General features: G+C 58.0%; 26 protein-coding genes and 1 riboswitch. Of the genes, 1 reads left to right on the top strand and 25 read right to left on the bottom strand.

Going from position 1 to position 25,950, the window contains the following annotated elements; translation table 11 throughout:
- Positions 1–61: 61 nt before the first annotated feature.
- The 5 genes from DK872_RS09225 to fusA all read right to left on the bottom strand — a co-directional run bounded on the left by DK872_RS09225 (position 62) and on the right by fusA (position 8,266).
- Complete coding sequence (locus tag DK872_RS09225; protein WP_161518267.1) at positions 62–1,684, bottom strand: carbohydrate porin; 1,623 nt, start codon at positions 1,682–1,684, stop codon at positions 62–64.
- Between the two features lie 518 nt (positions 1,685–2,202).
- Positions 2,203–3,228 (bottom strand): LLM class flavin-dependent oxidoreductase, encoded by a 1,026-nt coding sequence (locus DK872_RS09220; RefSeq protein ID WP_007371339.1) that lies wholly within the window; start codon positions 3,226–3,228, stop codon positions 2,203–2,205.
- Between the two features lie 151 nt (positions 3,229–3,379).
- On the bottom strand, positions 3,380–4,825 hold the full coding sequence (locus tag DK872_RS09215; RefSeq protein ID WP_161518266.1) for an efflux transporter outer membrane subunit: 1,446 nt from the start codon (positions 4,823–4,825) through the stop codon (positions 3,380–3,382).
- 210 nt (positions 4,826–5,035) lie between these two features.
- Positions 5,036–5,980: a L,D-transpeptidase gene (ldtA, locus tag DK872_RS09210; protein ID WP_007371337.1), complete on the bottom strand. Its 945-nt coding sequence runs from the start codon at positions 5,978–5,980 to the stop codon at positions 5,036–5,038.
- Positions 5,981–6,163: 183 nt separating this feature from the next.
- A complete protein-coding gene (gene fusA, locus DK872_RS09205) occupies positions 6,164–8,266 on the bottom strand; it encodes an elongation factor G (RefSeq protein WP_007371336.1) in 2,103 nt (700 codons plus the stop codon).
- 221 nt (positions 8,267–8,487) lie between these two features.
- Here fusA and DK872_RS09200 point away from each other — a divergent pair, with 221 nt between their 5' ends.
- Positions 8,488–8,799 (top strand): helix-turn-helix transcriptional regulator, encoded by a 312-nt coding sequence (locus tag DK872_RS09200; protein WP_007371335.1) that lies wholly within the window; start codon positions 8,488–8,490, stop codon positions 8,797–8,799.
- Between the two features lie 91 nt (positions 8,800–8,890).
- Here the strand turns inward: DK872_RS09200 and cobT are convergent, their stop codons facing one another.
- From cobT to DK872_RS09100, 20 genes are read right to left on the bottom strand one after another with little or no spacing between them, the layout of a single operon-like run.
- Positions 8,891–9,949: a nicotinate-nucleotide--dimethylbenzimidazole phosphoribosyltransferase gene (gene cobT, locus DK872_RS09195; RefSeq protein ID WP_161518265.1), complete on the bottom strand. Its 1,059-nt coding sequence runs from the start codon at positions 9,947–9,949 to the stop codon at positions 8,891–8,893.
- Positions 9,950–9,976: 27 nt separating this feature from the next.
- Positions 9,977–10,714 carry an adenosylcobinamide-GDP ribazoletransferase gene (gene cobS / locus DK872_RS09190; RefSeq protein WP_071921030.1) on the bottom strand — a complete coding sequence of 246 codons (738 nt, stop codon included), beginning with the start codon at positions 10,712–10,714 and terminating at the stop codon, positions 9,977–9,979.
- On the bottom strand, positions 10,711–11,256 hold the full coding sequence (gene cobU / locus DK872_RS09185) for a bifunctional adenosylcobinamide kinase/adenosylcobinamide-phosphate guanylyltransferase (RefSeq protein ID WP_072439786.1): 546 nt from the start codon (positions 11,254–11,256) through the stop codon (positions 10,711–10,713). Before cobU ends, cobS begins: the two co-directional genes overlap by 4 nt.
- Complete coding sequence (locus DK872_RS09180) at positions 11,250–12,773, bottom strand: cobyric acid synthase (RefSeq protein WP_161518261.1); 1,524 nt, start codon at positions 12,771–12,773, stop codon at positions 11,250–11,252. The genes cobU and DK872_RS09180 overlap by 7 nt, the downstream gene beginning before the upstream one ends.
- The gene (locus tag DK872_RS09175; protein WP_079517703.1) at positions 12,770–13,585 is read right to left on the bottom strand and encodes an energy-coupling factor ABC transporter ATP-binding protein; all 816 of its coding nucleotides are present in this window, start codon (positions 13,583–13,585) and stop codon (positions 12,770–12,772) included. The genes DK872_RS09180 and DK872_RS09175 overlap by 4 nt, the downstream gene beginning before the upstream one ends.
- 9 nt (positions 13,586–13,594) lie before the next feature.
- On the bottom strand, positions 13,595–14,275 hold the full coding sequence (locus tag DK872_RS09170; RefSeq protein WP_172825400.1) for an energy-coupling factor ABC transporter transmembrane protein: 681 nt from the start codon (positions 14,273–14,275) through the stop codon (positions 13,595–13,597).
- Positions 14,259–14,540 carry an energy-coupling factor ABC transporter substrate-binding protein gene (locus tag DK872_RS09165; protein WP_072439781.1) on the bottom strand — a complete coding sequence of 94 codons (282 nt, stop codon included), beginning with the start codon at positions 14,538–14,540 and terminating at the stop codon, positions 14,259–14,261. The genes DK872_RS09170 and DK872_RS09165 overlap by 17 nt, the downstream gene beginning before the upstream one ends.
- A complete protein-coding gene (gene cbiM, locus DK872_RS09160; RefSeq protein ID WP_072439779.1) occupies positions 14,537–15,271 on the bottom strand; it encodes a cobalt ECF transporter S component CbiM in 735 nt (244 codons plus the stop codon). Before cbiM ends, DK872_RS09165 begins: the two co-directional genes overlap by 4 nt.
- The gene (locus tag DK872_RS09155; RefSeq protein WP_161518259.1) at positions 15,268–15,978 is read right to left on the bottom strand and encodes a cobalt-factor II C(20)-methyltransferase; all 711 of its coding nucleotides are present in this window, start codon (positions 15,976–15,978) and stop codon (positions 15,268–15,270) included. The genes cbiM and DK872_RS09155 overlap by 4 nt, the downstream gene beginning before the upstream one ends.
- The gene (locus tag DK872_RS09150; protein WP_035888694.1) at positions 15,975–16,769 is read right to left on the bottom strand and encodes a sirohydrochlorin cobaltochelatase; all 795 of its coding nucleotides are present in this window, start codon (positions 16,767–16,769) and stop codon (positions 15,975–15,977) included. The genes DK872_RS09155 and DK872_RS09150 overlap by 4 nt, the downstream gene beginning before the upstream one ends.
- A 10-nt stretch (positions 16,770–16,779) precedes the next feature.
- Positions 16,780–17,562, bottom strand: a complete 783-nt coding sequence (locus DK872_RS09145; protein ID WP_079517701.1) for a cobalt-precorrin-6A reductase — start codon at positions 17,560–17,562, stop codon at positions 16,780–16,782.
- On the bottom strand, positions 17,562–18,287 hold the full coding sequence (locus DK872_RS09140; RefSeq protein ID WP_035888696.1) for a precorrin-3B C(17)-methyltransferase: 726 nt from the start codon (positions 18,285–18,287) through the stop codon (positions 17,562–17,564). Before DK872_RS09140 ends, DK872_RS09145 begins: the two co-directional genes overlap by 1 nt.
- Complete coding sequence (cbiG, locus tag DK872_RS09135; RefSeq protein WP_079517700.1) at positions 18,287–19,342, bottom strand: cobalt-precorrin 5A hydrolase; 1,056 nt, start codon at positions 19,340–19,342, stop codon at positions 18,287–18,289. Before cbiG ends, DK872_RS09140 begins: the two co-directional genes overlap by 1 nt.
- Positions 19,323–20,096 (bottom strand): cobalt-precorrin-4 methyltransferase, encoded by a 774-nt coding sequence (locus tag DK872_RS09130; RefSeq protein ID WP_035888698.1) that lies wholly within the window; start codon positions 20,094–20,096, stop codon positions 19,323–19,325. Before DK872_RS09130 ends, cbiG begins: the two co-directional genes overlap by 20 nt.
- Positions 20,089–20,658 carry a decarboxylating cobalt-precorrin-6B (C(15))-methyltransferase gene (locus tag DK872_RS09125; protein ID WP_007371320.1) on the bottom strand — a complete coding sequence of 190 codons (570 nt, stop codon included), beginning with the start codon at positions 20,656–20,658 and terminating at the stop codon, positions 20,089–20,091. The genes DK872_RS09130 and DK872_RS09125 overlap by 8 nt, the downstream gene beginning before the upstream one ends.
- Positions 20,648–21,253 carry a cobalt-precorrin-7 (C(5))-methyltransferase gene (locus DK872_RS09120; RefSeq protein ID WP_007371319.1) on the bottom strand — a complete coding sequence of 202 codons (606 nt, stop codon included), beginning with the start codon at positions 21,251–21,253 and terminating at the stop codon, positions 20,648–20,650. The genes DK872_RS09125 and DK872_RS09120 overlap by 11 nt, the downstream gene beginning before the upstream one ends.
- Positions 21,247–22,383: a cobalt-precorrin-5B (C(1))-methyltransferase CbiD gene (gene cbiD / locus DK872_RS09115; protein WP_007371318.1), complete on the bottom strand. Its 1,137-nt coding sequence runs from the start codon at positions 22,381–22,383 to the stop codon at positions 21,247–21,249. Before cbiD ends, DK872_RS09120 begins: the two co-directional genes overlap by 7 nt.
- Entirely contained in the window at positions 22,380–23,012 is a 633-nt protein-coding gene (locus DK872_RS09110) for a cobalt-precorrin-8 methylmutase (RefSeq protein WP_007371317.1), read from the bottom strand. Before DK872_RS09110 ends, cbiD begins: the two co-directional genes overlap by 4 nt.
- Before the next feature lie 11 nt (positions 23,013–23,023).
- Positions 23,024–23,980 (bottom strand): adenosylcobinamide-phosphate synthase CbiB, encoded by a 957-nt coding sequence (gene cbiB, locus DK872_RS09105; RefSeq protein WP_007371316.1) that lies wholly within the window; start codon positions 23,978–23,980, stop codon positions 23,024–23,026.
- A complete protein-coding gene (locus tag DK872_RS09100; RefSeq protein ID WP_161518257.1) occupies positions 23,977–25,356 on the bottom strand; it encodes a cobyrinate a,c-diamide synthase in 1,380 nt (459 codons plus the stop codon). The genes cbiB and DK872_RS09100 overlap by 4 nt, the downstream gene beginning before the upstream one ends.
- A gap of 99 nt (positions 25,357–25,455) precedes the next feature.
- Positions 25,456–25,638: riboswitch (cobalamin riboswitch) on the bottom strand.
- Between the last annotated feature and the right edge of the window lie 312 nt (positions 25,639–25,950).

Raw genomic sequence — 25,950 nt, 5'->3', positions numbered from 1 at the left:
ATATATCGCGCGGCCGATAATAAAAGAGCCTGCTGTACGCAGGCTCTGAATTTTTAAGTTATTACCACCACACTTCCGCCTGGACGCCGACGGTGAACTGATCGCTTTTCGCATCGGCAAATTCAAACTGGCTGATGCCATTATCGTTCACCTTCAGATACGTCCCATAGAAACGAATTTCCGGGCGTGAGGTCAACAGGCTGGTATCCACTTTCAGCGCATGATAGAGCGTAGTTTTATAACCGGATTCATGATACTCATTGCCGCCGGTTTTATTTTTCTGATCGAACCAAGCAAGTTCCACGCCAGTTTGATTAAAGTTATCCCAGATATACGCCGGGCGAACCACCGCACGAACGGAATTAAAATCAGTATGCGCACCGGTGTTGTAGTCGTAAATATCATTACCGTGCGCATAGACCAGCGCATGCGCCATAATCACATCCGGACGTAAATAATTCTCGCCCTGAGAAATCATGCGGAAGGCTTTGCCGTAACTATGCTCGCCATAATACTGATCGTTATAACCGTACGTTGGGTTAGAATCCGAAATTAACGCAAAGCCGCTGGCGATGGAATTATCCGCTCCCTGGAGCGTTAATTCGTTAAACCCGCCGTCGTTAAACTTATGCCGCAGAATTAAACCGCCATGCCAGGCATCTTTGACGCTGTAATAGCTGCCGTTATCTTCATTTTTATGGTTGCTGTCGGTTTCATTCGGCATCGCATAACGCGCAAATACTTCCAGCGTGGCTTTCTCCCACAGCGGAATATCTTTATAGCGCACCTCTGCGCTGTTGGCGTTAACCTGCTGCGTATTGCCCGAGGTCGCATAATCGACCGCGTGGGCATTAACATCTTCGCGTGTGACGGCTACATTCAGCTTGCCGGGGCCAAGCTGCCAGTTCTCGATGCCGAGACCAGAACCGGCGTTCGTGCGATGGCTTTTCCAGTCCAGCATCTGAATTTCATACACCGGCAGGTTATGTTTACCGACCCAAAAATCCGCTTCCGGCGCAAACGGCAGGAACCCTTTGGTCGTCAGATAGATATCCGAGAATTGCAGGAGATTTTCCGAAGTGCTGTCAAACCAGCCCGCGCTATATTGCTGGCCAACGTTGCCATCCAGCATGACCACGGCTTTCGCCACCTTGCCGCCGGCATCGTAGACTTTCTGCGACAATTGCAGGTCGAACCAGGCGCTGTTTTCCTGGCCGAACCGCCCCAGGGAACCAATGGCGTAAGACTTCGGCGCGCCGCGCGTTCCGGTCGACCAGCCGGAGCGGAAGTAGCCGGTATAACTGAAGCCGAGATCGTTTTTCACATATTTACTGATGTCCGCCAGCGTCACCTCTTGTACCGGAGTCGCGCCGGTGACCGCTGCAGAATGCACTGGCGTAGCGTCGCCAGGCGCAGATGTTGCCGCATGCGTTTTATCGGCGGGTTTATTACTGGCGACAGCGTTCGCTCCACGGGCAGGATCCGGCTGCCTGTCGAACCGGATTTTATATTGCCGCAGCTCTTGCTTCGTGGCCTGTAATTCCTGTTGGTTTTCCGCCAGTGCTTTTTCCAGTAATTCCAGACGCTGTTCAACAGAGAGTTTTGCAGCGTCGGCGCTGGCGGAAACCAGCGCAGAGGATATTAATAGAGCAATCCATTTCAGTTGATGCTTTTTATTTATCATCTTTTTGTTCCTGTTATCCCTGGTAATAAATGGGTTGATTAACATGAGCTGGGTAGATATTCAGGCAATACAACTCCGCCTGATGAACTGAATCGACATCAGGTAATTAATTATCTGTACCAGTAAAATGAACGACTGGTTATTTGCCGCAAATAGTGTATGGCTGGAATCATTCATTGCGGAAACAAGAGCCGCCCATGAAATATCCCGCAACGACTATCAGGGTATTTCATGCTTCACCTGAACTGACAGGCCATTGGTATTTTTACGTGTTCATCCCTCCTGAGGAAAATCCGATATCATTTCAAAACTCCAAAAAAAAACCTGAATCATTTTTCCAGGCAGTCAATGCTCAGAAAAACGATTCAGGTTTTGCCCGTATTGGTCAGAGAATAATACGGTAGCAATCCAGTTTGTCCTGCGACAGGATACTGGCTTTTAATTCACTGACAAGCGACGAATCACTCCGTCGCGTTATTTTGTGAACTCACGCAATATTTCACGCCTGTTTTTTCATATTAATCGCGCCAGCCCATAGCCGGGGCCACATGTTTAAGAATTGATTCGATAACATGCGCGTTGTAATCAACGCCCAACTGATTCGGCACGGTCAACAATAGGGTATCGGCTTCGGCAATCGCCTCGTCCTGTTTCAGCATTTCAACCAGTTTTTCCGGCTCTGCCGCGTAGCTACGGCCAAAGATCGCGCGGGTTTTCTCATCAAGGAAACCCACCTGGTCCTGATCGTTGCGGCTGCTGCCGAAATAAGCGCGGTCGCGATCGTCCATCAACGCAAAAATGCTGCGGCTAACGGAAACGCGCGGCGTACGCTGGTGCCCCGCTTCCGCCCAGGCCGCACGATACGCGCGGATCTGCTGCGCCTGCTGAATGTGGAACGGCTCGCCGGTTTCATCATTTTTCAGCGTCGAGCTTTGCAAATTCATCCCCAGTTTTGCAGCCCAGGCAGCGGTTGCATTTGAACCTGCCCCCCACCAGATACGCTCGCGCAAGCCTGCAGAATAGGGTTCCAGACGTAAAAGCCCCGGCGGATTCGGAAACATCGGCTGCGGATTTGGCGTAGCGAACTCTTCTCCCTTCAGGATCTCCAGCAGCGTTTCGGTGCGATGACGCGCCATGTCGGCCTCGCTTTCGCCTTCGGCAGGTTGATAACCGAAATAGCGCCAGCCATCAATCACCTGCTCCGGTGAACCCCGGCTGATCCCCAGTTGCAGGCGACCGCCGGAAATGAGATCCGCCGCGCCTGCGTCTTCGGCCATATAGAGCGGGTTTTCATAGCGCATATCAATGACACCGGTGCCGATCTCGATATTGCGGGTTTTGGCACCGATGGCTGCCAGCAGCGGGAAAGGAGAACTGAGCTGACGGGCGAAATGGTGGACACGGAAATAGGCGCCGTCCGCACCCAGCTCTTCAGCGGCAACCGCCAGATCAATGGATTGCAACAGCGCATCAGCGGCTGAGCGAGTGGCGGATTGTGCTGAAGGCGTCCAGTGACCAAAGGTCAAAAATCCGATCTTTTTCATGGTTTCGGGGGTCCTTTTAGGAAAAACGCGGCAGGCGGAATATATTTAGGTCGCATACCGATATATACCCCGCTTATCCTGCCTTTGACTCCCCTACTCTACGCACTATCCGATACAAATAAATATCATTTATTTAACATTAAGCATCAAATTAATTGATGGCCTTTGCGGGCTGGGTAATTAACCCACCGCCAAGCTGTTCAATCAGTAAAATATTCTGGTCCATCATGTCGGCTTGCAACTGTGCAACGCTGCGATCTGACGCCAGCAGTTGATCCTGTAATGAGAGGACGTCCAGCCACGGACGCAATCCGGCTTTAAATTGGGCGGAAACGTCATCCCACGCACTGTGCGCGAGTTTATCGGCATCTTCCGTTTGTACAATCTGCTGCTCCAACGATTTCAGATTCACAATAGAAGTGCTGATATCGCCCAGTGATGAAATCAGCAGGCTGTTATAGTGAGCGACCACCAGATCCCACTCTGCGTTGCTGCCCGCCAAATCCGCCCGCCGTTTCCCGCCGTCGAAAATCGGCAGCGAAAGCGTCGGCCCGACATTGAAAAACCGACTCGGCGCGCCGACAAACGCATCGCCGAGAAGATTGCGCGTCCCGGCTTCGGCAACGAGGTTGATATTGGGGTAGAACTCGGTTTTCGTGGCTTTTATCTGTTTTTCCGCCGCTTCAACGCGCCAGCGCGCGGCAACCACATCCGGCCTGCGCCCGACTAACTCAGCCGGAATCGTCGACGGCAGCGTCGTTTGCATTGCCGGATTGCTCTCTGACGGTTTCAGATGGTGCCAATAATCCGGTCCCTTACCGACCAGCGTGGATAACTTAATTCCCGCTGCGGTGACATTTTCCTGCGCCTGTAATAATGCGGTCTGCGCATCTTTATCGTTAGCCATTGCCTGTTTATATTGATATTCCGGTGAAATACCACCGTGATAAAACTGACGCTGGATATCGCTTATTTTTGCCAGACGTTCGGCATTAGCGGCCGCTATTTTTTCTAATTTCCAGTCGACATTTAAATTATTCCATGCGCGGGCAATATTGGCCGATAAACTGAGCGCGGCAGCTTGTTTATCCAGCTCCGCCGCTTTGGCATTGCCTAACGCCGCCTGCCAGGCCGCTTTCTTACCGCCCCATAAATCCAGCGTGTAGCTGGTGCTGAGCGAGGCGGTGCGCAGCGTGCTGTAAGTTTTACCCACCAGCAAAGGATCATCAACGCGCGCGACGCGGGAACGGGTAATGCTGGTATCCATATTAATATCAGGTAGTTGCTCTGCTCTGGCGCTGACTACCGTGGCATTGGCCTGATCCGCACGGGCGTTCGCTTCCTGCAAGCTGGGGCTGGACGCGAGTCCGTCGCGGATCAGCACATCAAGTTGCGGATCGTTAAAACGCTGCCACCAGTTGCCTTTGGGCCAGTTTGCCGGGCTTAACGTGACCTGCGACAGGGTATTTTTCGCCGCCAGCGAATCCGGGTTTAACATTTTGTTGTGAGTGTGAAGCCCCTCAGATGTGGCGCAACTGGTTAATACCAGAGAAGCCAGTAAGGTCATGGCTTGTTTATTTACTGCCGGAATTCTCATTACTTTATTGCCTTGGGCCGGAACACGAATACAGGACAGGAAGGAGTATCCTACCGTCCGGCCGCAGCGTTTTATATTGACATTCCGTGCGTTGAAATAAAACGAAATAACAAAATCATTATTCAACAAAAATAAAAACATAAATAACCCACAATTACTTCACTTTGTGGATTTTATTTTTCAGGATATTTCAATACTAAAATCGCGCCGCTACAGGCGCTGTTTATCAATCTGCCCGGTCTGAATACTGATATTCACCGGCATCCCTGAACGGCGTTCAAGCTCGGCTGATGCCCGGCTGGCATTAACCTCATCGCCTTTCATCAGCGCATGCAGTACCGGCGTGGCCGGGAGCGGAACTTTATTGCTGGATTCAAATTCCGTGCGATTGCGCGAGAGCGGTTCGTGAACCTCCAGCCAGCGGCTGCCGTCTGGCTCGGTGGTCATTTTCACCGGTTGATCGATAACCTGCACGCGCGTCCCGACCGGAACGTTATCAAACAGATATTTGATATCTGCATTACGCAGGCGAATACAGCCCTGGCTGACGCGTAAACCAATACCGAAGTTGGCATTAGTACCGTGAATGGCATACAGCTTGCCGATATAGATGGCATACAGCCCCATCGGGTTATCCGGCCCGGCGGGCACAAAAGCGGGCAAGGTTTTCCCCTCTGCAGCATAGGCTTTACGGGTGTTTGGCGTCGGCGTCCAGGTCGGCCCTTCTTGTTTACGTTCCACTGCGGTAACCCAGTTGCGCGGCGTTTCGCGCCCCGCCTGACCAATGCCAATCGGCATGATCTCCACCGTGTTGCTCTCTTTCGGGTAATAGTAGAGGCGCATCTCCGCGACGTTGACAACAATGCCTTCACGTACCGTATCGGGCAAGATGATCTGCTGCGGAATAATCAGCTGCGAACCCGCTTTCGGCAAGAACGGATCAGCATCGGGGTTCGCTTCCAGCAAATTGCTCAACCCTTGCCCGTATTTCGCGGCAAAGGCTTCCAGCGGCAACGTATTGCCCTGCTCGATAGTGATGGTTTGCGGGCTTCCCACCAGCCGGCTGCCCTCGGGCGGCAAAGGGTAGCTGACCGCCAGCGCAGCGCGGGTGGAGATCAGGGCAAGCAGGCAGCAAAGCAGTTTTACACGGCGCATGGCAGCATTCCTTAAAAACGGCGAAGACAGGATAAGCATAGCCCGCTTTGTGCATTTTCTGCTTTTTTACAGCACGTTATGACGCAGCGATAAAACGAGCGCGACCGGTTTATCGTGCGTAGCGAATACTGTACGGGCAATAAAAAACCCCGCCGCAGCGGGGTTTGGGGTCAGAATATCATGTCAGGCTTTGGCGCGGCTGGCGATGATCTCATCCGCCACATTGCGCGGCGCTTCCGCGTAGTGGTGGAACTCCATGCTGTAGGTTGCACGCCCCTGCGACATGGATCGCAGCGTGGTGGAGTAACCGAACATCTCGGCCAGCGGCACGTCAGCGCGGATAATCTGGCTGCCGAAGCGCTCTTCCATGCCCTGCACCATACCGCGACGGGAAGAGAGATCGCCCATAATGTTACCGGCGTACTCTTCCGGCGTTTCCACTTCCACATGCATCACCGGCTCCAGAATAGCCGGATCCGCTTTGCGCGCGCCCTCTTTGAAACCAAAGATGGCCGCCATGCGGAACGCCATTTCCGACGAGTCGACATCGTGGTAGGAACCGAAGGTCAGCGTCGCTTTCACATCCACCACCGGATAACCGGCCAGCACACCGCTGTTCATGGCTTCGCGCAGCCCTTTCTCCACGGATGGAATATACTCGCGCGGCACCACGCCGCCTTTGGTGGCGTCTTCAAAGACAAAGCCGCTACCCGGCTCCAGCGGTTCGAGCGTCAGCACCACGTGGCCATACTGCCCTTTACCACCGGACTGGCGAACAAACTTGCCTTCAATGTCTTTCACCGTTTTACGCAGCGTTTCACGGTAAGTCACCTGCGGGCGACCGATGTTCGCTTCCACGCCGAATTCGCGTTTCATACGGTCGACGATAATCTCCAGATGCAGTTCGCCCATACCGGAAATGATCGTCTGGCCGGACTCTTCATCCGTGTGCAGACGGAATGACGGGTCTTCAGAGGCCAGCCGTTGCAGCGCGATACCCATTTTTTCCTGGTCCGCTTTGGTTTTCGGCTCGATAGCCAGCGAAATCACCGGCTCCGGGAATTCCATACGTTCCAACGTGATCACCGCATCCGGGTCACTTAAGGTATCGCCAGTGGTGACATCTTTCAGCCCGACACAGGCTGCGATATCGCCCGCGCGCAGTTCATCCACTTCATGACGATCGTTGGCATGCATCTGCACGATACGCCCGATACGCTCTTTCTTACCCTTAACCGGGTTGTAGACCGCATCGCCTTTTTTCAGCACGCCGGAATAGACGCGGATAAAAGTGAGCTGGCCGACATACGGGTCAGTCATCAGTTTAAACGCCAGCGCCGAGAACGGTTCGTCATCGCTCGGGTGACGTTCCGCCGGTTGGCCTTTTTCATCCACGCCCTGAATGGCAGGAATATCCAGCGGCGACGGCATCAGTTCGACAACCGCATCAAGCATGCGCTGCACTCCTTTGTTTTTAAAGGCGCTGCCGCACAGCATCGGCTGGATCTCACCGGCGATCGTACGTTTGCGCAGACCGGCAATAATGTCGGCTTCGTCCAGCGAACCGGTTTCCAGATATTTATCCATCAGCTCTTCGCTGGCTTCCGCCGCCGCAGAGACCATTTTTTCACGCCACTCCAGCGCGGTTGCCTGTAATTCTTCCGGCACTGGCGCGTAGCTGAAAACCATACCCTGCGTGGCGTCATCCCAGATGATTTCACGCATTTTGATCAAATCCACTACGCCGGTGAAATGCTCTTCAGCGCCAATCGGGATGACGATCGGCACCGGATTGGCTTTCAGACGATCGATCATCATCTGCACCACGCGGAAGAAATCCGCACCGGGGCGGTCCATCTTGTTGACGAAAGCCAGACGCGGCACGTGATATTTGTTGGCCTGGCGCCAGACGGTTTCCGATTGCGGCTGCACACCGCCTACCGAGTCATACACCATCACTGCGCCGTCGAGCACGCGCATGGAACGTTCCACTTCAATGGTGAAATCCACGTGCCCGGGGGTGTCGATAATGTTGATGCGGTGCGGCTCATAACTTCTGTCCATACCGGGCCAGAAGCAGCTCACTGCAGCGGAAGTAATGGTGATCCCGCGCTCCTGCTCCTGCGCCATCCAGTCGGTTGTTGCCGCGCCATCGTGTACTTCCCCCAGCTTGTGGCTCATCCCGGTGTAAAACAGGATGCGCTCGGTGGTAGTGGTTTTACCGGCATCGATATGCGCGGAGATACCGATGTTGCGATAACGTTCGAGGGGGATGGGTCGGGGCATGATGCGTCCTTAGTCATTTGACTATCAGTTCACGGCCGGAATTGGCCGCAGTTCATTGGCATGTATCATAGTACAACTGTACGAGTATATTCGAACTATTTTTGCTATTATTACGATTGGTTGGGCCACGATTGAGGTCGTGGCTTTAAAAATCGAGTTTGCGTATAGTACCGGCCCGGCCGCGACGTTCTTACACCAGGCCATCGCCACACAGGAATATTATGATCGCTAACCACCCAGAACGTGAGCAATTCCGCCTGGAAAATGTGCTCTTCGCCCTCGGCAACCCGCTGCGCCTGGCGATGATCAAACGGCTCGCCGATGGGGCTGAACTGAGCTGTAATACGTTGCGGCCGCAGGATGTGGCGAAATCGACCATGACGCATCACTGGCGCGTACTGCGCGACAGCGGCGTGGTCTGGCAGCGCCCGCAGGGGCGGGAAAATATGATTTCGCTGCGCCGGGAAGATCTGGACGCCTGCTTCCCGGGGCTGCTGGATACGCTGTTGCAGGTGATGCAACAGGAAGGGTGAGTTGCCGGATAGCGGCTTCGCCTTATCCGGCCTACGGTAAGCGAACCCGCTTCACAGGACGGATAAGCGCTTCGCGCCATCCGGCAAAATTCTATTTCGTTTCCGGTAATACGATATTGCTCGCCGCCAGCGTGCCCATCTTGTTGTAAATCGCGCAGGCAGCATCCACCAGTTGCATCGCCAGCGCCGCACCACTGCCTTCCCCCAGTCGCATGCCCATATTGAAATAGGGCTCCAGGCCTAAATGTTCGAGCGCAATGCGCGCACCTTTTTCGGCTGAGAGATGCGACGGGATCAGATACGGCTTCACCTGCGGCGCGATACGGCAGGCGGCCAGCGCCGAGGCGTAAGAGAGGAAACCATCGAGCACCACCGGCAAACCGCAGGTTGCCGCGCCGAGGATCACCCCGGTCATGCCAAGCAGATCATAACCGCCCACTTTCGCCAGCACATCAAGGCCATCGGCAACATCCGGCTGGTTCACCGCAATGGCTCTGCGCACCACCTGCGCTTTATGCCCGAGCAGCGTTTCCGGCAGATTGGCGCCAATACCCACCACCGATTCCGGCTCTTCACCGGTCAGCACGCTGACAATCGCTGCGGCTGGCGTGGTGTTGGCCATCCCCAGTTCGCCGACGCCAAACAGCGTCACGCCCTGCGCTGCCAGCTCGCGGGTATAGCGCATCGTTTCCAGCAGCAGTTCCTGCGCCTGACTGCGGCTCATCGCCGGGCCGCTGGCGATATTCCCGCTGCCGCGCGCTACCTTCATATTGACGAGGCCCGGGATCGGATCGGCATCAATACCGACGTCCAGTACGTGCACTTTTGCTCCAGCTTGCGCCGCCAGCACACAAACACCCGTGGTGCCTTGCGTCATGTTCGCCGCCTGAATTGCGGTCACCACCTGCGGTGAAATCGCCACGCCTTCATGCCAGACGCCGTGATCGGCGCACATCACCACAATCGCTTTTTCAGCTATCTGCGGCGTACCATTCAGCCCCGGCATACCGGCCAGTTGTACCGCTAATGCTTCCAGTCGCCCCAGGCTGCCTGGCGGCTTCAGTAAACCATCCAGATGAACCCGGGCCTGCGCCATCGCCACGTCATCGGGTACCGGAATGCTTGCCAGTAATGTCGTTAATGTCTGCATGCTGTTTCTCATTATGTTGTGGGCTGTTTATAACAGCGCCAGAAGAAAAATCAGTTCGCCAAGCTCAATGGCGGCGCCGAGCGTATCGCCGGTCTGCCCGCCAAGCGTGCGCTTCAACATCTGCCCGAGCAGAAATACCGCCGCCAGAGTCACCAGCAGCGCCACGATCCCTTTCGCGCCCAGCAGCCCAAGCGTGACCAGCGCGGTAATGATGAGCGTGACTGACGTATCGCGCCCCGACACTTTGCCGATAAACAGATTGCCGAGCCCCTCTTCGCGGGCGTAGCGATGACCGAACATCAGTAGCACCGCGCAGCCGCGCCCGGCGGCACAGGCCGCCGCCAGCGCCGCGATCATCGGCGCGTCACGCAGTTGCAGTTCGCTAAGAGTGAGGATTTTCGCTGCCAGCACAAACACCAGCGCCAGACCGCCATGCGTGCCGAGACGGCTGTCGCGCATGATCTCCAGCATCCGCTCGCGCCGCCGGGCGGAAAAAACGCCGTCGCAGGTATCGGCAAGGCCATCAAGATGAAACCCGCCGGTCAGCAACGCCAGCGCCAGCACGCAGAACAGCGCCGCCAGCGGTGCGCCGCACCACGGCTGCAATATCACCAGTACGCCGCCGCTAATAGCGCCCAGCAGTACGCCGACGAGGGGAAAAGTGACAATCCCGCGCACATAATCGGCGACATCCAGCCCCTGCACCCAGCGCTCCGGCACCGGCAGACGGCTGATAAATGACAGCGTGGCGAAGAACAGTTTCATTTGATTTTGACTCCTATCCCGGACACCACCAGCCAGACGTGATCCGCCGCCTGCGCCAGCCGCTGATTGACACGCCCGGCAATATCGCGGAAATGCCGCGCGAGGCGGTTTTCCGGCACAATCCCCATCCCCACTTCATTGGTGACCAGCACCACCGGCGACGGGCAGGCCGCGCAGGCGGCTATCAGCGCCTCAATTTCCTGCTGCACCTGCGTTTCCAGCGCGGCGTAATCCCACTGTTCCGGGTCACTCTCGCCGCCAAAGGCAAACAGCATATTGGTCGTCAGCGTAGTGATGCACTCCAGCAGCACGGCTTCGCGGCTATCGTTGTCGGGAGTAATGATTTCCGCCAGCTGCTGCCAGCGCTCTTCGGTACGCCAGTGGGCCGGACGGCTCGCCCGGTGGTGCGCAATACGTGCCGCCATCTCCTGATCAAAGATCTTCGAAGTGGCGATATAGAGTACGCGGCTGGCGTCTGCAACCAGCGACTCGGCGTGGCGGCTCTTGCCGCTGCGCGCCCCGCCGGTAACAAGGGTTAACATGTTTGCTCCTGATGTTGCTGCATAATCTGGTAGATACGATCGATATCGATATGCTTGCGCATGGCGTCGGCGAGGATATCAAACTGCTGCGCTTTATAATCGGCATAATTTACGGCGATATCGAGCGGCCCCAATCCTTTACGCTCGCGCAGGCCATTCAGCAACGCGCGGGTAAACGCATCGCTGTCGAACAGGCCGTGCAGATAAGTGCCAAACACCAGACCGTCATCGCTGACCGCACCATCCGCCACGCGCTGACCGTTTTTCTCTAACCACAGCGCCGGACGACAACCGCTTTGCAACGTTGTTTCGCCCATATGAATCTCATATCCGCGCAGCGCCAGCCCGGCGCAGTTCGCCAGCCAGCCGGGCAGCGTCTCCTGCAAACGGGCCTCAACAAGCGTGGTGGTTTTATCCTGTGCGAAATGGGTCACGGTATTGAGCAACCCCAGCCCCGGCTGCGTACCCAGCCCGGATTCCACCTCATCGACGATCGTCTCGCCGAGCATCTGATAACCACCGCAAACGCCGATCGTCGGAACGCCCGCGCGATGCCTGGCAAGCACCGCTTTCGCCAGCCCGCTTTCGCGCAGCCAGTTCAGATCGCCAAGGGTGTTTTTACTGCCCGGTAAAATCACCAGATCCGCGCCCTGCAACGCATCGGGCGAGCGGACATAGTGCACGCGTACATCCGGCTGCGCCGCCAGCGCGTTAAAATCGGTGAAGTTGGAAATATGCGGAAACTGCACCACCGCAATATCCAACGCCCGCTCGGCGGTGTTCAGGTATTTGCCACGTTGCAGCGCCACGCCATCTTCATCTTCGAGGTCGACCTCCAGCCACGGCATCACACCGATAACCGGAACGCCCGTCAGTTCTTCAATCTGTTTTATGCCCGGCGTCAGTAGCGCGACGTCGCCGCGGAATTTATTGATGATCACCCCTTTTACTCGCCAGCGTTCATGCGGCTGGAGCAGCGCCAGCGTGCCGTAAATGGCCGCAAAAACGCCGCCGCGATCGATATCCGCCACCAGGATAACCGGGCAGGCTGCCATCTCCGCCATGCCCATATTGACGATATCCCGATCGCGCAGGTTGATCTCCGCCGGGCTGCCTGCCCCTTCCAGCACCAGCGCCTCGTATTCCTGCGCCAGGCTTTGCCAGACGCGCATAATTTGAGCACGCAGATGGGGTTTGTAGTCGTGATAGCTGACGGCATCCATGTCGGTCGCCACCTTGCCCATCAACACCACCTGCGCTTTACGGTCGCTGGTGGGTTTAAGCAACACCGGGTTCATACGCACATCCGGCACGATACCCGCCGCTTCCGCCTGGAATATTTGCGCGCGCCCCATCTCCTGGCCATCCGGCGTGATACCGGAATTGAGCGCCATATTCTGCGATTTAAAGGGGGCGGTTTTCAGCCCATCCTGATAAAAAATGCGGCACAGCCCGGCCACCAGCACGCTTTTACCTACATCTGAGGCGGTGCCCTGCAACATAATTGCCAGCGTCATGACGCCTCCTTAACCCGCATCGCCCGCATGCGGGCATAAAATTCATCTTCACTTTTACACAGCGGCAAACCCAGCTCGCTGTGCAGTTTTACCAGCCACGGCTGCGTCAGACCGGCTTTCTCAACCAGCGCGCGGCGGGCAAACACCTCGCCGGGCGTTCCCTGCGTCAGGCATTCGCCGTGATGCAGCACATAGACTGCATCACAAATTTCATAAATCAAATCAATATCGTGGCTGGAGATCACCACATGATTCCCCTGCGCGACAATACGGCGGATGATCGCGATCATCTGCGCGCGCCCGGCGGGATCAAGACCCGCTGTGGGCTCATCCAGCAGCAGATATTTTGCCTGCATCACCAGCGCGCCAGCGATGGCAACGCGCTTTTTCTGCCCGTGGCTCAGGCACTGGATTGGCTGCTGACGGAAGGAGTGCGCATCCACAAGCGTCAGGGCATCATCAACGCGGCGCGCGATCTCCGCTTCCTCTACGCCGATGTTGCGCAGGCTGAAAGCGATGTCGCTGTCGATATCGGTATAGAAAATCTGCTGATCGGGGTCCTGAAATACAGTAGTCACCTGCTGGCGCAGCGCCAGCAACCCGCGCTTGCTGTAATCGAGCGGTTTTCCCTGCCACAGCACCGCCCCTTTTTGCGGGCGCAGGATACCGCTCAGGTTCATAAACAGCGTCGATTTCCCACAGCCGTTCGCACCGACCAGCCCGGTCACCGGCTGGCGGGAAAAATCGAGCGTCAGCCCTTTCAGCGTCGGCGCATCCTGGTAGCTGAACCACAGATTTTCACATGCCAGCATGCCTCGTCCCTACAGGTGAAAATCACCCTGATAAAGTTTGATATCCAGCGTGGTCGCCATCGCTTTGTAGCGTAGCAGCACGCGGGTAAATAACAGGCTCACCAGCATCGCCAGTGAGCGGTAGCTCAGCGGTAAGGTGCGATAACCAAAGCGCAGCGTCTGCGCACGGTGAAGCGCCGCCGCCTCTTCGAGCAGGATAAAGATAAAGCGCCAGGTGAGCAGGATCTGCTCGGTCAGCAATCGCGGCACGCGCCCGCGTTTAAGCAAGACAATCAGTTGCGGAAAGGTCAGATTGAGCACAAGCCAGAAGGTTGCCGCCAGCGCGGCGAGGCTGCGCCATAACGTGCTGTTGGCTGATGCCAGCCCCTGCGGCGATACGCCGATCCAGATGCTGCCGAGATGCACGCCGTACAACAGCTGCTGCGGCTCGCGCGTCACGCTGAACAGAATCGTCACCACGCCAACCAGCAAAAAGCCCATCGGCAGAGCCATCCAGCGCAGCCAGCGCCAGAGTGAGACGCGCAGCAGCCAGCAGGTAAAAATCGCCAGCGCCACCAGCAACACCCCCTGCCCGAATGGCGGCAGAGAAAAGGCCAGCACCATCATCAGCAACCAGAACATAAATTTACGCTCCGGCGCAACGTGAAACCAGCGGCTCTGGTAGCTCAGCCGATCAAGACCGTTCGCGATCACGCTGCCTGCCTTTCATATAACCGAGGATATAGAAAATGACCGCTGCGCCAATCGAGCCTTGCAGGGTAAAAAGCAGGCTTTCAATTTCGCCGCTTGCTGGCTCATACAGCGGCTGGAACCACGGCTGGTAATGGGGCGCAATCGCCAGGATCTGGCTTTCCGCCTGGTTGTCGGAACCAGCATATTCACCGCCGTGATTGATAAAGAACGGCAGCACCATCAGGCCGATCACCATTGCCAGCAGAATCAGGGTCTTTTTCATCTTAATACCCCGGCGATCAACTGTCGTTTGGTGAGCTGATCGTAAATCATCACCGTCAACAACCCTTCCGCGATGGCAATCGGAATTTGCGTCAGGCAAAAGATGCCCATAAATTTCACGATAGAGCCAGTTGCCCCAGTTTGTGGATCCGGGAATGCCACGCCCAGTTGCAGCGAGGTAATGAAGTAGGTCGCCAGATCTGCCAGCATGGCGCAGAGAAACACCGCCACATCGCGGCGGAAACCCGCCCGGTAGGCCAGTTTCCACACCACATAGCCGACAACAGGGCCAATGACCGCCATCGACATGCCGTTGGCGCCAAGCGTGGTCAGCCCGCCGTGCGCCAGCAACAGCGCCTGAAACAGCAGCACAATCGCGCCAAGAATCGCCACCACGCCGGGGCCAAACAAAATTACCGCCAGCCCGACGCCGGTCGGGTGCGAGCAGCTGCCGGTCACCGACGGGATCTTCAGCGCCGACAGGACAAAAATAAACGCACCGCACAGCGCCAGCAGTACCTTCTGGTTGGTATCGTCTGCCACAATGCGGCGCAGACACACCAGCCCGTACCACAGGCACGGCAGGAACAGCACCCACCACGCCAGCGCCCACATCGGCGGCAGAAACCCCTCCATAATGTGCATGGCGAAGGCCTCCTGCGGCACCACCATCAGCAGCAGCGCCGCGGCAAGCCCGCTGCAGGACAACTGTTTCAGTTGTTGCGTTTTCATCTTCTCTCCCACTGTTTATTCACCAGAATGGTCGAAAAATAGGGCAGCGGCTGGTCATCGCGAACCTCGCTAAGCTGCCGCCAGCACTGCTCGCCGGGCAGGGTGGCTTCCGCCATCATCAGGGCGTGCTCCAGCAGCCCCGCTTGCGCCAGCAACGCTTTGATACGGGCAAAACGGCCATAGACTTTCATCAGTACCAGGCTGTCGTGTTGCTGTAACGCCTGGCGGATTTCATCTTCCGGCGCGGTGCAGGACACCACGCCCAGCGACTGTTGCTCCATCGCCAGTGGCACCTGCGCACGCGCGGCAATGGCGGCAAACGACGTGACGCCTGGTACAATCTCCAGCCACTGCGGCTGGCCAAGCCGTTGCAGCAGGAATACCCAGGTGCTGAACAGCATCGCATCGCCGAGGGTAATAAACCCCACCTGTTTACCGGCCCGCACTTCCGCTGCCAGCGCGGCGGCGACCTCGTCCCACACCGCTTCTTTTTCTGCGCTGTCAGCGCTCATTGGAAAGTGGCAGCAGCGTACTTCGGTCTGCGCGCCGAGGTACTCGCGCACAATGGAAAGCGCCAGGCTGTCGCCGCCTTTGCGCCCGGCCGGGGCATACAGCGCATCGAGCTTTCCAAGAATGCGCGCGCCGCGCACGGTGATCAGATCGGTAGCACCTGGACCGGTGCTCAGCGCGTAAAGTTTACCGCTCATGCTGCGGCCTCCATCACTTGCGCCAGCGCCTGATGCAGATGCTGGACAAACATCGCACGCACATCGGCATTCTCGCCTAAGCCCTGTAACCACGGCGTCGCGGCAATACCGACGCGCTCAAACTGCGTCTTCCACGAATCATCGTCATCGGACGCCATGTCGTTGATCGCATGGTCGCCCGCCACCAGCATCAGCGGCATCAGGTGCACCGCTTTCACCCCTTCATGACGCAGGCCGTCGATCAGCAGATCGATTTCCGGGTAACTCTCCACCGCGCCAACACGCGCCGGAAAACGGTACGCCGCCATCATATGGTCGAGGCAGGCGTAAGCGGCAAAAGCGTGATGGCTGGCGCCGTGACCCATAAACACCACGCGCTCATCGGCCGCGACCTGCGGCATCTGCCGGGAGAGCGCCTGCATCAGATGCAGATAATCGTCGTGGCTGCTGAGCAGCGGCGCGCCAATCACCAGCCGTTTGAACAGCGGGCGCAGTGTCTGGACTTCACGAACGATTTTTTCGTATTCGTCGCCGTTGATAATGTGCAGCGACTGGATCGCCACGTCCTGATACCCCTGCTCCGCCAGCTTTTGCAGCGCCTCCAGCGGCGTGTCGATATGCAGGTTGTCGCGCTGTTTGAGCTTGCGAATGATCATCCCGGAGGTAAAAGCGCGAAACAGCGCACGATCCGGGCAGCTTGCCGCCAGATCGCGCTCGCAGGCGACGATGTTCTTTTCACAGGTGTCGCGATAGCTGGTGCCAAAGCTCACCACCAGAAGGGCTTTCTTCATTCTGTTCTCCTCACTGTGCCGCCAGCCAGCGTTGCAAGCGTCCGGCAAAGTCATCCTGACTGTTGAGTAACTCATCGCCCACGACCAGCGGTTGCGGCCGGGCAATCACAATGCACGGGATGCCAGCATCCAGCGCAGGCTGTACTTTTTCCAGATAACCGCCTTCCGCGCCGGAGGCTTTGGTGATCATCACCTCAACGCGGTACTGGCGATAAAACGCGGCGTTAAATTCAGCGTTAAACGGGCCGCACAGCGCGAAGACCTCCCCCACGCCAAAACCCAGTTCTGCGCACTGCGCCAGCACATCCGCCACGGGCAGCACCCGCGCCAGCAGCGTTTTCCCCGGCAATCCGTCGCGCCAGCGCGCCAGATCTTTGCTGCCGGTGGTCAGCAAGATACGCTCACCCAGATTACGGGCTTTGTCGCAGGCTTCCTCCAGTGTGGCGACGTTGAGCAGCAGCGGATGTTGCAGCTCCGGCTGTTGCTCCGGGCGCTGATAGCGGCTCAGCAACACCTGTGCCGCGTTGCAGGCATGGGCAATATTGCGGCTGACCACGTCGGCGTAGGGGTGCGAAGCATCGATCACCCAGCGCGTGCCGTTCTGTTTGAGCCAGGTAACCATCTCGCCCAGCTCCAGCCGTCCGCAGCGCACCTGACCGCGAATGTTGCCCGCCAGCTGCGCACCGGTCGGTGTGGCAACCGACAGCGTGTAACGCACTCCGGCTTCATCCAGTTGCTGGCAAATCAGCCGCGCATCGCTGGTACCGCCAATCACCAGCACCTCGCCTGCCATCACAGGGTGTAGCCTCGCGGAGTGATCATCAGACCGTTTTGCACATAGGTGGCGCGGTTACCGACAATCACCAGGCTGGTCATATCAACGGGTGCAAAATCCATCTCGCCGAGCGTGGTCAGCCATTTTTCCTCTTTTTTGCGCCCGGCAGATTTCACCACGCCCACCGGCGTGTTGGCGCTTTTGCTGGCCGCCAGCAGTTCGAATGCCCGCGCCAGATGCCCTTCGCGGCCCCGGCTTCGCGGGTTGTAGAAGCAGATAACGAAATCCGCCTCGCCGGCTGCGATAATGCGTTTTTCGATAACCGGCCACGGCGTCATCAGGTCGCTCAGGCTGATATGGCAGAAGTCGTGCATCAACGGCGCGCCCAGCAGTGCAGCGGCGGCGATACTGGCGGTCATCCCCGGCACCAGCCGCACTTCCACATCCAGCTGTTGCTTGTTGACCAGTTCGAGTACCAGCCCGGCCATGCCATAGATCCCGGCGTCACCGCTGCTGACCAGCGCCACGTTATGCCCGGCCTGCGCCAGCTCAATCGCCGCCTGGCAGCGTTCAATCTCTTTGCACATGCCGGTTTTGATCACCTGCTTATCGCCGGTGAAGGCTTTGACGAGGTGCGTGTAGGTTTTGTAGCCCACCACAATTTCCGCTGCCTGTAGCGCGTCGATGGCCTCCATGGTCATCATTGCCTGTGAGCCGGGGCCAATCCCGATTACCGTTAACATCAGTGCGAAACTCCCAAAGTAATTGTCACGCCCTGCTCCCGCAGGGTCTCACCAACCAGTTGCCCCTGGCTCATCAGCCAGGCTGCCGGGCCGGAAACGCTACCCACGCCTGCGGTCTGCCGGACAAAGTCCGAGGCTGGAAAGCGATGCTCGTGCTCACGCAGCGCCTGCGCGGTAAAAATTTCAAACGGCACCCGCAGGCTCTCCACCAGTTGCAGTAGCCCTTTCTCATCCTGCTTTAAGCTGATGCTGCCAATCGCCCGCAGCGCCAGCGGATCGAAGGCCTGCGCCTGCAACTGGCGTTGCAGTAACGCCGACAGCAAGGCAAACGGCGTATCGCGCCGACAGCCGATCCCCGCGACCACGCGCTTTGGCACCAGTTTAAACACCGGCACGGGCAGCGCAGGCAGTTGCGCCCGAATGGAGACGCAGACCAGCCCGTCCAGTTCCGGCAGAGCGTCAAGGCACGTGACGGGGATAAAACCTCGCGTATCACAGCTTGCCACTTCCTCACGCAGCGCCTCTTCACACCACAGGCCGATGCGTTTACCGCTGACCAGCATGTGGTTGATGGTCTTTACCGCCGCGCGAAAATTCTCCATCCGCGCATCAAGCTGACAGGCCAGCGTGTCCAGCGCCGCCAGTTCGTTTACGTCGGTCGCCGTGGTGATCACCGGATCGGCATCCAGTACGCCCGCCAGATAACGCGTCAGCGCGTTTCCGCCGCCGTAGTGGCCGGAAAGCAGACTGATCGCATGCTGGCCGCGTTCATCAATGACGATCACCGCCGGATCGAGAAATTTGTCGTTGACCAGCGGAGCAATCGCCCGAACGGCAATGCCCGTTGCGCCGATAAACACCACCGCCGGGTAGTGGCAAAAGGCCTCGCGCAAGGTCTGCGCAAAGCTGCCTGCAAAAGGCTGAAAGCCGTCGGTGAGCAGCTTCTCGCTGGTAAAACAGGTCATCGGCAGCACCGCTTTCAGACGGTTCGCTAGCGCCACGCCGCCCGGCGTCAGGCAGAACAGCGCAATCGATTCAGGCTTTACGGTATTCATGGCTGAAATCCGCCGCATACAGCCGCGAGTAGTGGTACTCCTCGCCAAGAAATGCGCCAACGAGGATCAGCGCGGTTTTACGGATGCCAGCTTCACGCACTTTGTCGCCGATATCCGACAGCGTGCCGCGTACCGTCTGGCTCTGTGGCCATGTGGCTTTGTAAATCACCGCCACCGGCGTGGTCTGCGGGTAGCCGCCTTCGATTAAGCGCTCCGCCACGCGATGGATGCGCTGCACGGAAAGGTAGATAGCCATCGACGTCTGATGGCTGGCGAAGGATTCAAGCTGCTCGCGCTCCGGCACCGGCGTACGCCCTTCCAGGCGGGTAATGATCAGGCTCTGCGACACTTCCGGTACGGTGTACTCAACGCCCAATTCTGCCGCCGCGCCGAGAAACGCGCTGACGCCCGGCACGACCTGCCAGCGGATGCCGCGCCGGGTCAGTTCTTCACCCTGCTCGCGCACCGAGCCGTAAAGCGAAACATCGCCGGTTTGCAGACGCACCACGACTTTCCCGGCTTTCACTCCGGCTTCCATCAGGTCGATAATTTGCTCAAGATGCAGTTCGGCGCTGTCATGACATGCCGCGCCAGCCGGGCAATATTCCAACAGCTCGGTGTTGATGAGCGATCCGGCGTAAATCACCACCTGAGCCTGTTGCAACAGCCGGTAGCCTTTCAGGGTGATCAGTTCACGATCGCCCGGCCCGGCGCCGACAAACCAGACCGTTTGTGCATCAGCGTTATCAGGCATGCTGCTTCTCCTTTTCGCAGGAAATCAAAAAGACAGGGTTATTCGCTTTGAAGTAATGACCGCTGCCCAGCCCGGTGAGCAGGGAGACCTGGATTTGCTGGCAATCCAGCCCGGCAACCCGGCGGGTGCGCAGGTGTGAGAGCGCGCTGTTAAGGTTCTCCTGCAAAATAAAGGTCATCACCAGCCGTCCTCCGGGGTGAAGCTGCGCCAGCGACCAGTCAATCAGTTGCGCCAGGTTGCCGCCGCTGCCGCCGATAAACACCGCATCGGCAAGCCGCTCGACAAACAGCGGCGCTGCGCCGGTGACGATGGCAATGTTGCGACAGCCAAAGTGCAGGCAGTTATCTTCCAGCAGGCCCAGCGCCGCCGGGTTACGCTCGATGGCGGTGACCTGCAAGCCCGGGTGCGCCAGCGCCGCTTCAATGCTGACGCTGCCGGTACCCGCGCCGATATCGATCAGGTGCTGCGCGCGATGCAACTCCAGCTTCGACAGCGCCAGCGCACGCACCGCCTCTTTGGTCATCGGCACCTTTTCACTACGGATAAACAGCTCATCTTTCATTGAGGATCACCACCACATTCATTGCATATTCGGCCTGTACTTCCGCCGGACGCAGCCGGTGGATGCGCTCATCGTCCAGCCCTAAGTTTTCCCCGATCACCAGCCAGCACTTTTCTGCGCCGCGCGCCAGCAATGCCTCTGCAATCGCTTTTGGTCCGCACTTTGCGTCAGTGACCATCGCCACTTTGTGGGCGCGGGCTAACGCGTCGAAATCCACTGCCCGCCCGTGGCTGCTGGTGAGCCAGATGTCATTCATATCGATACCCGTGCGCGCGCAGAGATATTGCACGGCGCTGATGCCGGGAATAATGCGCAACTGCCCGATACCGAAATGCGCCACCAGCCGGGTGCCGATGCCGTAAAACAGCGGATCGCCGGAAGCCAGCACCACCACGCGCCGCTGCTGTTGCTGCTCAAGCCACGTCAGCAGGCCGGGGATGTCAGCATCCAGTACGCGAACTTCACCGCGAAAATCGGCAAACTGCGCCAGGTGGCGTTTGCCGCCGACCAGCACGTCGGCCTGCGCCACGGCCTCCAGCGCCTGCGGCGTCATCAGCGCGAGGTTACCCGGCCCCATGCCGGCAATGGTCAACATTTCAGATCTCCGGCAATCTCTTCAACCGGGCGATTCGCGCCCAGCACTTTGTTATCAAAAGAGAACAGCACCGCATCACACTGCGGCGGGTTTTGCGTGAAACGCAGCATCTGCGCGATGCGCAGGCAGATCCGCTGCGCCAGATGCGTGTAAAGATGGCTGAACCCGGCAGCATCGATGTACTCCATTGCCGCTTCGGTGGTGTCGCAGTCGCTGACCTTCAGCAGCAGATCATGTGGCGCGCCGAGCAGCGCCAGGTGTGCGACCAGCGTCTCCATCCGCGCATCCGCGATATGGCTGTGGGTATGAAAAATACCGGCGGCGATTTTCACCAGCTTGCCGGGATGGCCGACCAGCACGATCTGCCGGTAGCCCAGACGCACCGCCTCTTCAATCATGTAGCCAACGAAGTTGCTCATCGTCACGACCAGCTCGCCGGAGACGCCAAGCTGCTCACGCACGAAGCGTTCGCCGTGGTTGCCCGGGACGAGGATCACCCGTTCCATTCCGCCCGCGCGTTTTAGCTCCAGCTCCAGCGACAGCGAGCGTTTCCAGCTCTCTTCCGACATTGGCGTCACGATACCGGTGGTACCGATAATCGAAATACCGCCAAGAATGCCGAGCCTGCCGTTGTAGGTTTTCTTCGCCCGCTCTTCGCCTTCCGGGGCGAAAATTTCCACCTGCGCGCCGCGCGTGGGGCCAATCACTTCGCGGACAGCGGCTTCGATGGTCTGGCGCGGCGTGCGGTTGATCGCCGCTTCCCCCACAGCGAGGCCAATACCTTTGCGGGTGACGGTGCCCACGCCTTCACCGCCGCGCAGAACAATCTGGTCATCCTCGGTGAGCGTGACGCGGGCAAAGATCAGCATGCCGTGGGTGGCATCCACATCGTCGCCGCCGTCTTTGCGAATGGCGGCAATCGCCTGCTGACCTTCAATATGCGGCGATTCCACATTCAGATGCAGGGTGACGCCGGAGGGGGTGACAATCGAGACCTGGTGAATAATGTGCTGGCGCAGCACCATCAACGCCGCGACTTTTGCCGCTGCGGTGGCGCAGGAACCGGTGGTATAGCCTTTGCGCAGGGCTTTACCGTTGTGCCACACCGGGTCGTCGAAGGCCTGGCTCATTGCGCCGCCTGCAAGTGATAGAGCAGCGCATTAATAATCGCCGCCGCCACATTGCTGCCGCCCTTGCGACCCTGCGCGGCAATGGCGGGCAAACCGCTCTCTACCAGCGCCTCTTTCGATTCCGCAGCGCCAACAAAACCGACTGGCACACCGACCACGCCGCTGACCGGCACCTTGTGTTCCAGCAGGCGGAACAACGCCGTGGGCGCATTGCCGAAAACAAAGATTTTCTCTTCTGCTTCCGTCAGCGCCAGATCGACCGCCGCCATCGAACGGGTGATCCCCTCCTCTTTGGCTTTACGCACCACGCGCGGATCGGAGATGTAGCAACGCACTTCGCCGCCGAACTCCGCCAGCAGCCGCTTATTAATGCCGGAAAGCGCCATTGTGGTGTCGGTATAAAGGGTGCAGCCTTGCGTTATCGCCCCGCACAGACGTTGCAGCGCATCACTGGAAAACCACAGAATATCGAGCCAGTCGAAATCAGCGGTGGTGTGGATGACCCGTTTGATTACCGCTTCATGCAGCGGGCTGGCAAAACGAAAATCGGGGCGGGTTTGCTGGATAATCTCGCCGATAATGACAAAACTTTTGGCTTCAATAGCCTGCGGTTGCTGCAAATAATCCATCGTCTTCATCCTTATGCGCCCACGAGGGCAAGGTGTATCAGCGCAAACAGTGCCAGCGCCAGCGTGGCGGCAAGCCACATCATGCGAATGGTACGGGGAATGTCATCCGGCGTGATGGCGCGGAGCTCATCGCCAATCCACGGTTTTTCGACTCGCTGGCCGAAATAGTCATTTGGCCCGCCAAGCCGCACGCCAAGCGCCCCGGCCACGGTACCTTCCGGCCAGGCGCAGTTGGGGCTGCTGTGGTTGCGCCGATCGCGAAAACCGATACGCAGCGCATTGCCCGCATCATTACCTGCGAGCCATGCCGCCATACTGAGTAACGGCCAACTCAGACGCGCCGGGATAAAGTTGGCGACATCATCCAGCCGCGCGCTGACCATGCCGATCGCGCGGTATTTTTCATGCTTGTAGCCCACCATCGAATCCAGGGTATTGACCGCTTTGTAGGCCATTGCCAGCGGCGCGCCACCGAGCAGTAAAAAGAACAGCGGCGCGATAACACCATCGACAGTGTTTTCCGCGACGGTTTCCACTACCGCGCGGGTGATTTGCGGCGGCTGGAGCTGCGCGGTATCACGACCGACAATCCACGACAGCTTTTCGCGGCTTTCGGCAAGCGAACAGAAGCGCAGCGCCTGCTCCACTTCCCGCGCCATATCCGCAAGACAACGCGTGGCAAGCAGGGTGTAAATCATCCACACCTCCACGCACCAGCCGAACCACGGATGGATTGCCTGCGCTAGCGCGAGCACGCCCCAGGCAACGCTCCAGGTGATGCCCACTACCAACAGCCACATCACCCCGCCGCCGATGCGCAGCGCGGTATCGCTGCGGCACACTCGGCGGACGGCGCTTTGTACCAGGTTAATCAACGCGCCGATCCAGCGTACCGGATGCGGCCAGTGCGGCGGGTCGCCAAGTAAGCGATCGAGCAGAAATGCGACACACCAGGCCAGCAACGTCATGACGCGCTCCTTGCGGCAGCAAACCAGTGTTCCAGTATCGTTGGACGCTGGGCGAAATGCAGATGTAAATAGCTGGCAAAGGTGTTGCCCACCTGCCAGCCGCCCTGCCAGCGCTTCAGCACTTCGCCATCGCGCGTTTTATGGCACGCCAGCACGGCATCGCCGCGCGGGGTGAAATCGGAATAGTGAAACTCGTGGCCGCGCAGGGTTTCCCCTTCGGCAGCAAGTAAGGTCTGCTGCGTTGCGCGGGCTTCGCAGTAACCAAAGCGGGTGAGCTTACTGCCCATCCGGCTGTAACCGGGGATGGCACCGACCATCGGCCACTCATCACCTGCGGCATCCAGCAACGTATCGCCGAGATACATCAGGCCGCCGCACTCGGCATAGATCGCCACACCACGCCGGTGCGCAGCGAGAATGGCATCCCGCATCGGCTGGTTTGCCGACAGCACGCGCGCGTGTAGCTCCGGGTAGCCGCCGCCCAGCCACAGCATCTGGCATGCGGGCAACTCATGGTCATGCAGCGGGCTAAAACGCACGATGCGTACGCCGGTGTGTTCAAGCAGTTGCAGATTATCGGCGTAGTAAAAGTTGAAGGCTTCGTCGTCGGCCAGCGCCAGCGTCAGCCCTGCGCCCGCCTCTGGCGCGGGCATGGCAGGAAGCTCACCCTGCGGCAGCGTGGTGGTCTTGCTCAGAGCAAGTAAGCGGTCAATATCAAGGGTCTGTTCCAGGCGTGCGGCAAACTCCTGCCATGGCTGCGCGTCGACGACCGACTCGCGGGAAGTGATCAGACCAAGATGACGTTCCGGCAGCGCCACGCCGGGATCAACAGGAACATATCCCAGCACCGGCAAGTCACAGTAATGCTCAATGGCGTGTTTCAACAGTTGAAAATGGCTGTCGCTGTTTACCCGATTGACGATCGCTCCGGCAATGCGCAACTGCGGGTCAAAGTGCTGAAAACCCATCACCGTGGCGGCAATGGAGGTGGATACGGCTTTGCCATCAACCAGCAGGATCACCGGAAGCGCAAGCTGTTTTGCCAGCGCCGCACTGCTGCAATAGTTAGGGTCGGTGCCGTAGCCATCGTAAAGCCCCATTACGCCCTCAATGACGGCGACATCGGCAGCGGTGAAATGTTGGCGAAACAGCGCATTTAACGCAGACGGCGGCAGCATAAAGCTGTCGAGATTGCGGGAAGCCACGCCGGTAACGGCGCTATGCCAGGCGGTGTCGAGGTAGTCCGGCCCCACTTTGAAGGGTTGCACGAGTAAACCACGACGTTGCAGCACGGTGAGCAGCCCGAGCGTGACGGTGGTTTTCCCACAGCCGCTGCCGGTTCCGGCAAGAATAAAGGCGCTGCGTCTGTCTGACATTCCTGTAACCCCGTAGCGGGCAGGAAGAACGGAGCCAGGACGCGTGTTGACCCGGTCTTTCGACCGCACGCTACTGAGCAACCCACTTCCCACCGAAGTTGTTGATAATGTCCATCAGGCCGGTCTTCTGGCTTAGCGTCATCCTCACCCGCCCTTCCCGATCTTACGATCAGTGGCGATTACGGGGTCGTCAGCATTACAGCAGCGGGGGCTGCGGGGGATTTACACCCCCTTCCCAGCCGCAAAATACAGTTGCGGCAAACCTGATAGATTTTTAATCACGGTACGTCATTATTACCCTGATTTTTCCCTGTACGAACTATATCGCAGCAGGGAAATAAAAACGGATTCAGTTTATCTTTGAGCAAATAATAATTTGTTGCGCTATGACAATTTATTGCTCACCCTTTTCATCCCCCCCGGCATATTAAGGCTTCAGAAAGTTCTCAAGCACATACGGAATAACAAAATATTGCTAACGGAAATTTAATCGCCCTTATAATTTGCATTATTTCGCAGACGAAATGTCTGCGGTGTCAGTTGACAGATCTGGCGAAAAACTTTGCAGAAATAGCGGGTCTGCGAGAAATCTAC

Source organism: Kosakonia sp. MH5, from assembly GCF_009935945.1.
In the GTDB taxonomy this organism is placed as follows: domain Bacteria; phylum Pseudomonadota; class Gammaproteobacteria; order Enterobacterales; family Enterobacteriaceae; genus Kosakonia; species Kosakonia radicincitans.
The sequence above is the reverse complement of the archived record's forward strand: the minus strand, read 5'-3'. Positions and strand labels throughout refer to the sequence as shown.

What these genes read in the sequence shown, in the direction of transcription:
- DK872_RS09125 (WP_007371320.1), bottom strand. Translation starts at nt 20,658, where the DNA reads ATGAAAGATGAGCTGTTTATCCGTAGTGAAAAGGTGCCGATGACCAAA.
- DK872_RS09130 (WP_035888698.1), bottom strand. Translation starts at nt 20,096, where the DNA reads ATGCCTGATAACGCTGATGCACAAACGGTCTGGTTTGTCGGCGCCGGG.
- DK872_RS09225 (WP_161518267.1), bottom strand. Translation starts at nt 1,684, where the DNA reads ATGATAAATAAAAAGCATCAACTGAAATGGATTGCTCTATTAATATCC.
- cobT (WP_161518265.1), bottom strand. Translation starts at nt 9,949, where the DNA reads ATGCAGACATTAACGACATTACTGGCAAGCATTCCGGTACCCGATGAC.
- DK872_RS09220 (WP_007371339.1), bottom strand. Translation starts at nt 3,228, where the DNA reads ATGAAAAAGATCGGATTTTTGACCTTTGGTCACTGGACGCCTTCAGCA.
- cobS (WP_071921030.1), bottom strand. Translation starts at nt 10,714, where the DNA reads ATGAAACTGTTCTTCGCCACGCTGTCATTTATCAGCCGTCTGCCGGTG.
- cbiM (WP_072439779.1), bottom strand. Translation starts at nt 15,271, where the DNA reads ATGAAAACGCAACAACTGAAACAGTTGTCCTGCAGCGGGCTTGCCGCG.
- DK872_RS09100 (WP_161518257.1), bottom strand. Translation starts at nt 25,356, where the DNA reads ATGTCAGACAGACGCAGCGCCTTTATTCTTGCCGGAACCGGCAGCGGC.
- cbiD (WP_007371318.1), bottom strand. Translation starts at nt 22,383, where the DNA reads ATGAGCCAGGCCTTCGACGACCCGGTGTGGCACAACGGTAAAGCCCTG.
- DK872_RS09110 (WP_007371317.1), bottom strand. Translation starts at nt 23,012, where the DNA reads ATGGATTATTTGCAGCAACCGCAGGCTATTGAAGCCAAAAGTTTTGTC.
- ldtA (WP_007371337.1), bottom strand. Translation starts at nt 5,980, where the DNA reads ATGCGCCGTGTAAAACTGCTTTGCTGCCTGCTTGCCCTGATCTCCACC.
- DK872_RS09175 (WP_079517703.1), bottom strand. Translation starts at nt 13,585, where the DNA reads ATGCTGGCATGTGAAAATCTGTGGTTCAGCTACCAGGATGCGCCGACG.
- DK872_RS09180 (WP_161518261.1), bottom strand. Translation starts at nt 12,773, where the DNA reads ATGACGCTGGCAATTATGTTGCAGGGCACCGCCTCAGATGTAGGTAAA.
- DK872_RS09155 (WP_161518259.1), bottom strand. Translation starts at nt 15,978, where the DNA reads ATGAGCGGTAAACTTTACGCGCTGAGCACCGGTCCAGGTGCTACCGAT.
- DK872_RS09200 (WP_007371335.1), top strand. Translation starts at nt 8,488, where the DNA reads ATGATCGCTAACCACCCAGAACGTGAGCAATTCCGCCTGGAAAATGTG.
- DK872_RS09140 (WP_035888696.1), bottom strand. Translation starts at nt 18,287, where the DNA reads ATGTTAACGGTAATCGGGATTGGCCCCGGCTCACAGGCAATGATGACC.
- fusA (WP_007371336.1), bottom strand. Translation starts at nt 8,266, where the DNA reads ATGCCCCGACCCATCCCCCTCGAACGTTATCGCAACATCGGTATCTCC.
- cbiB (WP_007371316.1), bottom strand. Translation starts at nt 23,980, where the DNA reads ATGACGTTGCTGGCCTGGTGTGTCGCATTTCTGCTCGATCGCTTACTT.
- DK872_RS09215 (WP_161518266.1), bottom strand. Translation starts at nt 4,825, where the DNA reads ATGAGAATTCCGGCAGTAAATAAACAAGCCATGACCTTACTGGCTTCT.
- DK872_RS09120 (WP_007371319.1), bottom strand. Translation starts at nt 21,253, where the DNA reads ATGTTGACCATTGCCGGCATGGGGCCGGGTAACCTCGCGCTGATGACG.
- DK872_RS09150 (WP_035888694.1), bottom strand. Translation starts at nt 16,769, where the DNA reads ATGAAGAAAGCCCTTCTGGTGGTGAGCTTTGGCACCAGCTATCGCGAC.
- DK872_RS09165 (WP_072439781.1), bottom strand. Translation starts at nt 14,540, where the DNA reads ATGAAAAAGACCCTGATTCTGCTGGCAATGGTGATCGGCCTGATGGTG.
- DK872_RS09145 (WP_079517701.1), bottom strand. Translation starts at nt 17,562, where the DNA reads ATGGCAGGCGAGGTGCTGGTGATTGGCGGTACCAGCGATGCGCGGCTG.
- cobU (WP_072439786.1), bottom strand. Translation starts at nt 11,256, where the DNA reads ATGTTAACCCTTGTTACCGGCGGGGCGCGCAGCGGCAAGAGCCGCCAC.
- cbiG (WP_079517700.1), bottom strand. Translation starts at nt 19,342, where the DNA reads ATGAATACCGTAAAGCCTGAATCGATTGCGCTGTTCTGCCTGACGCCG.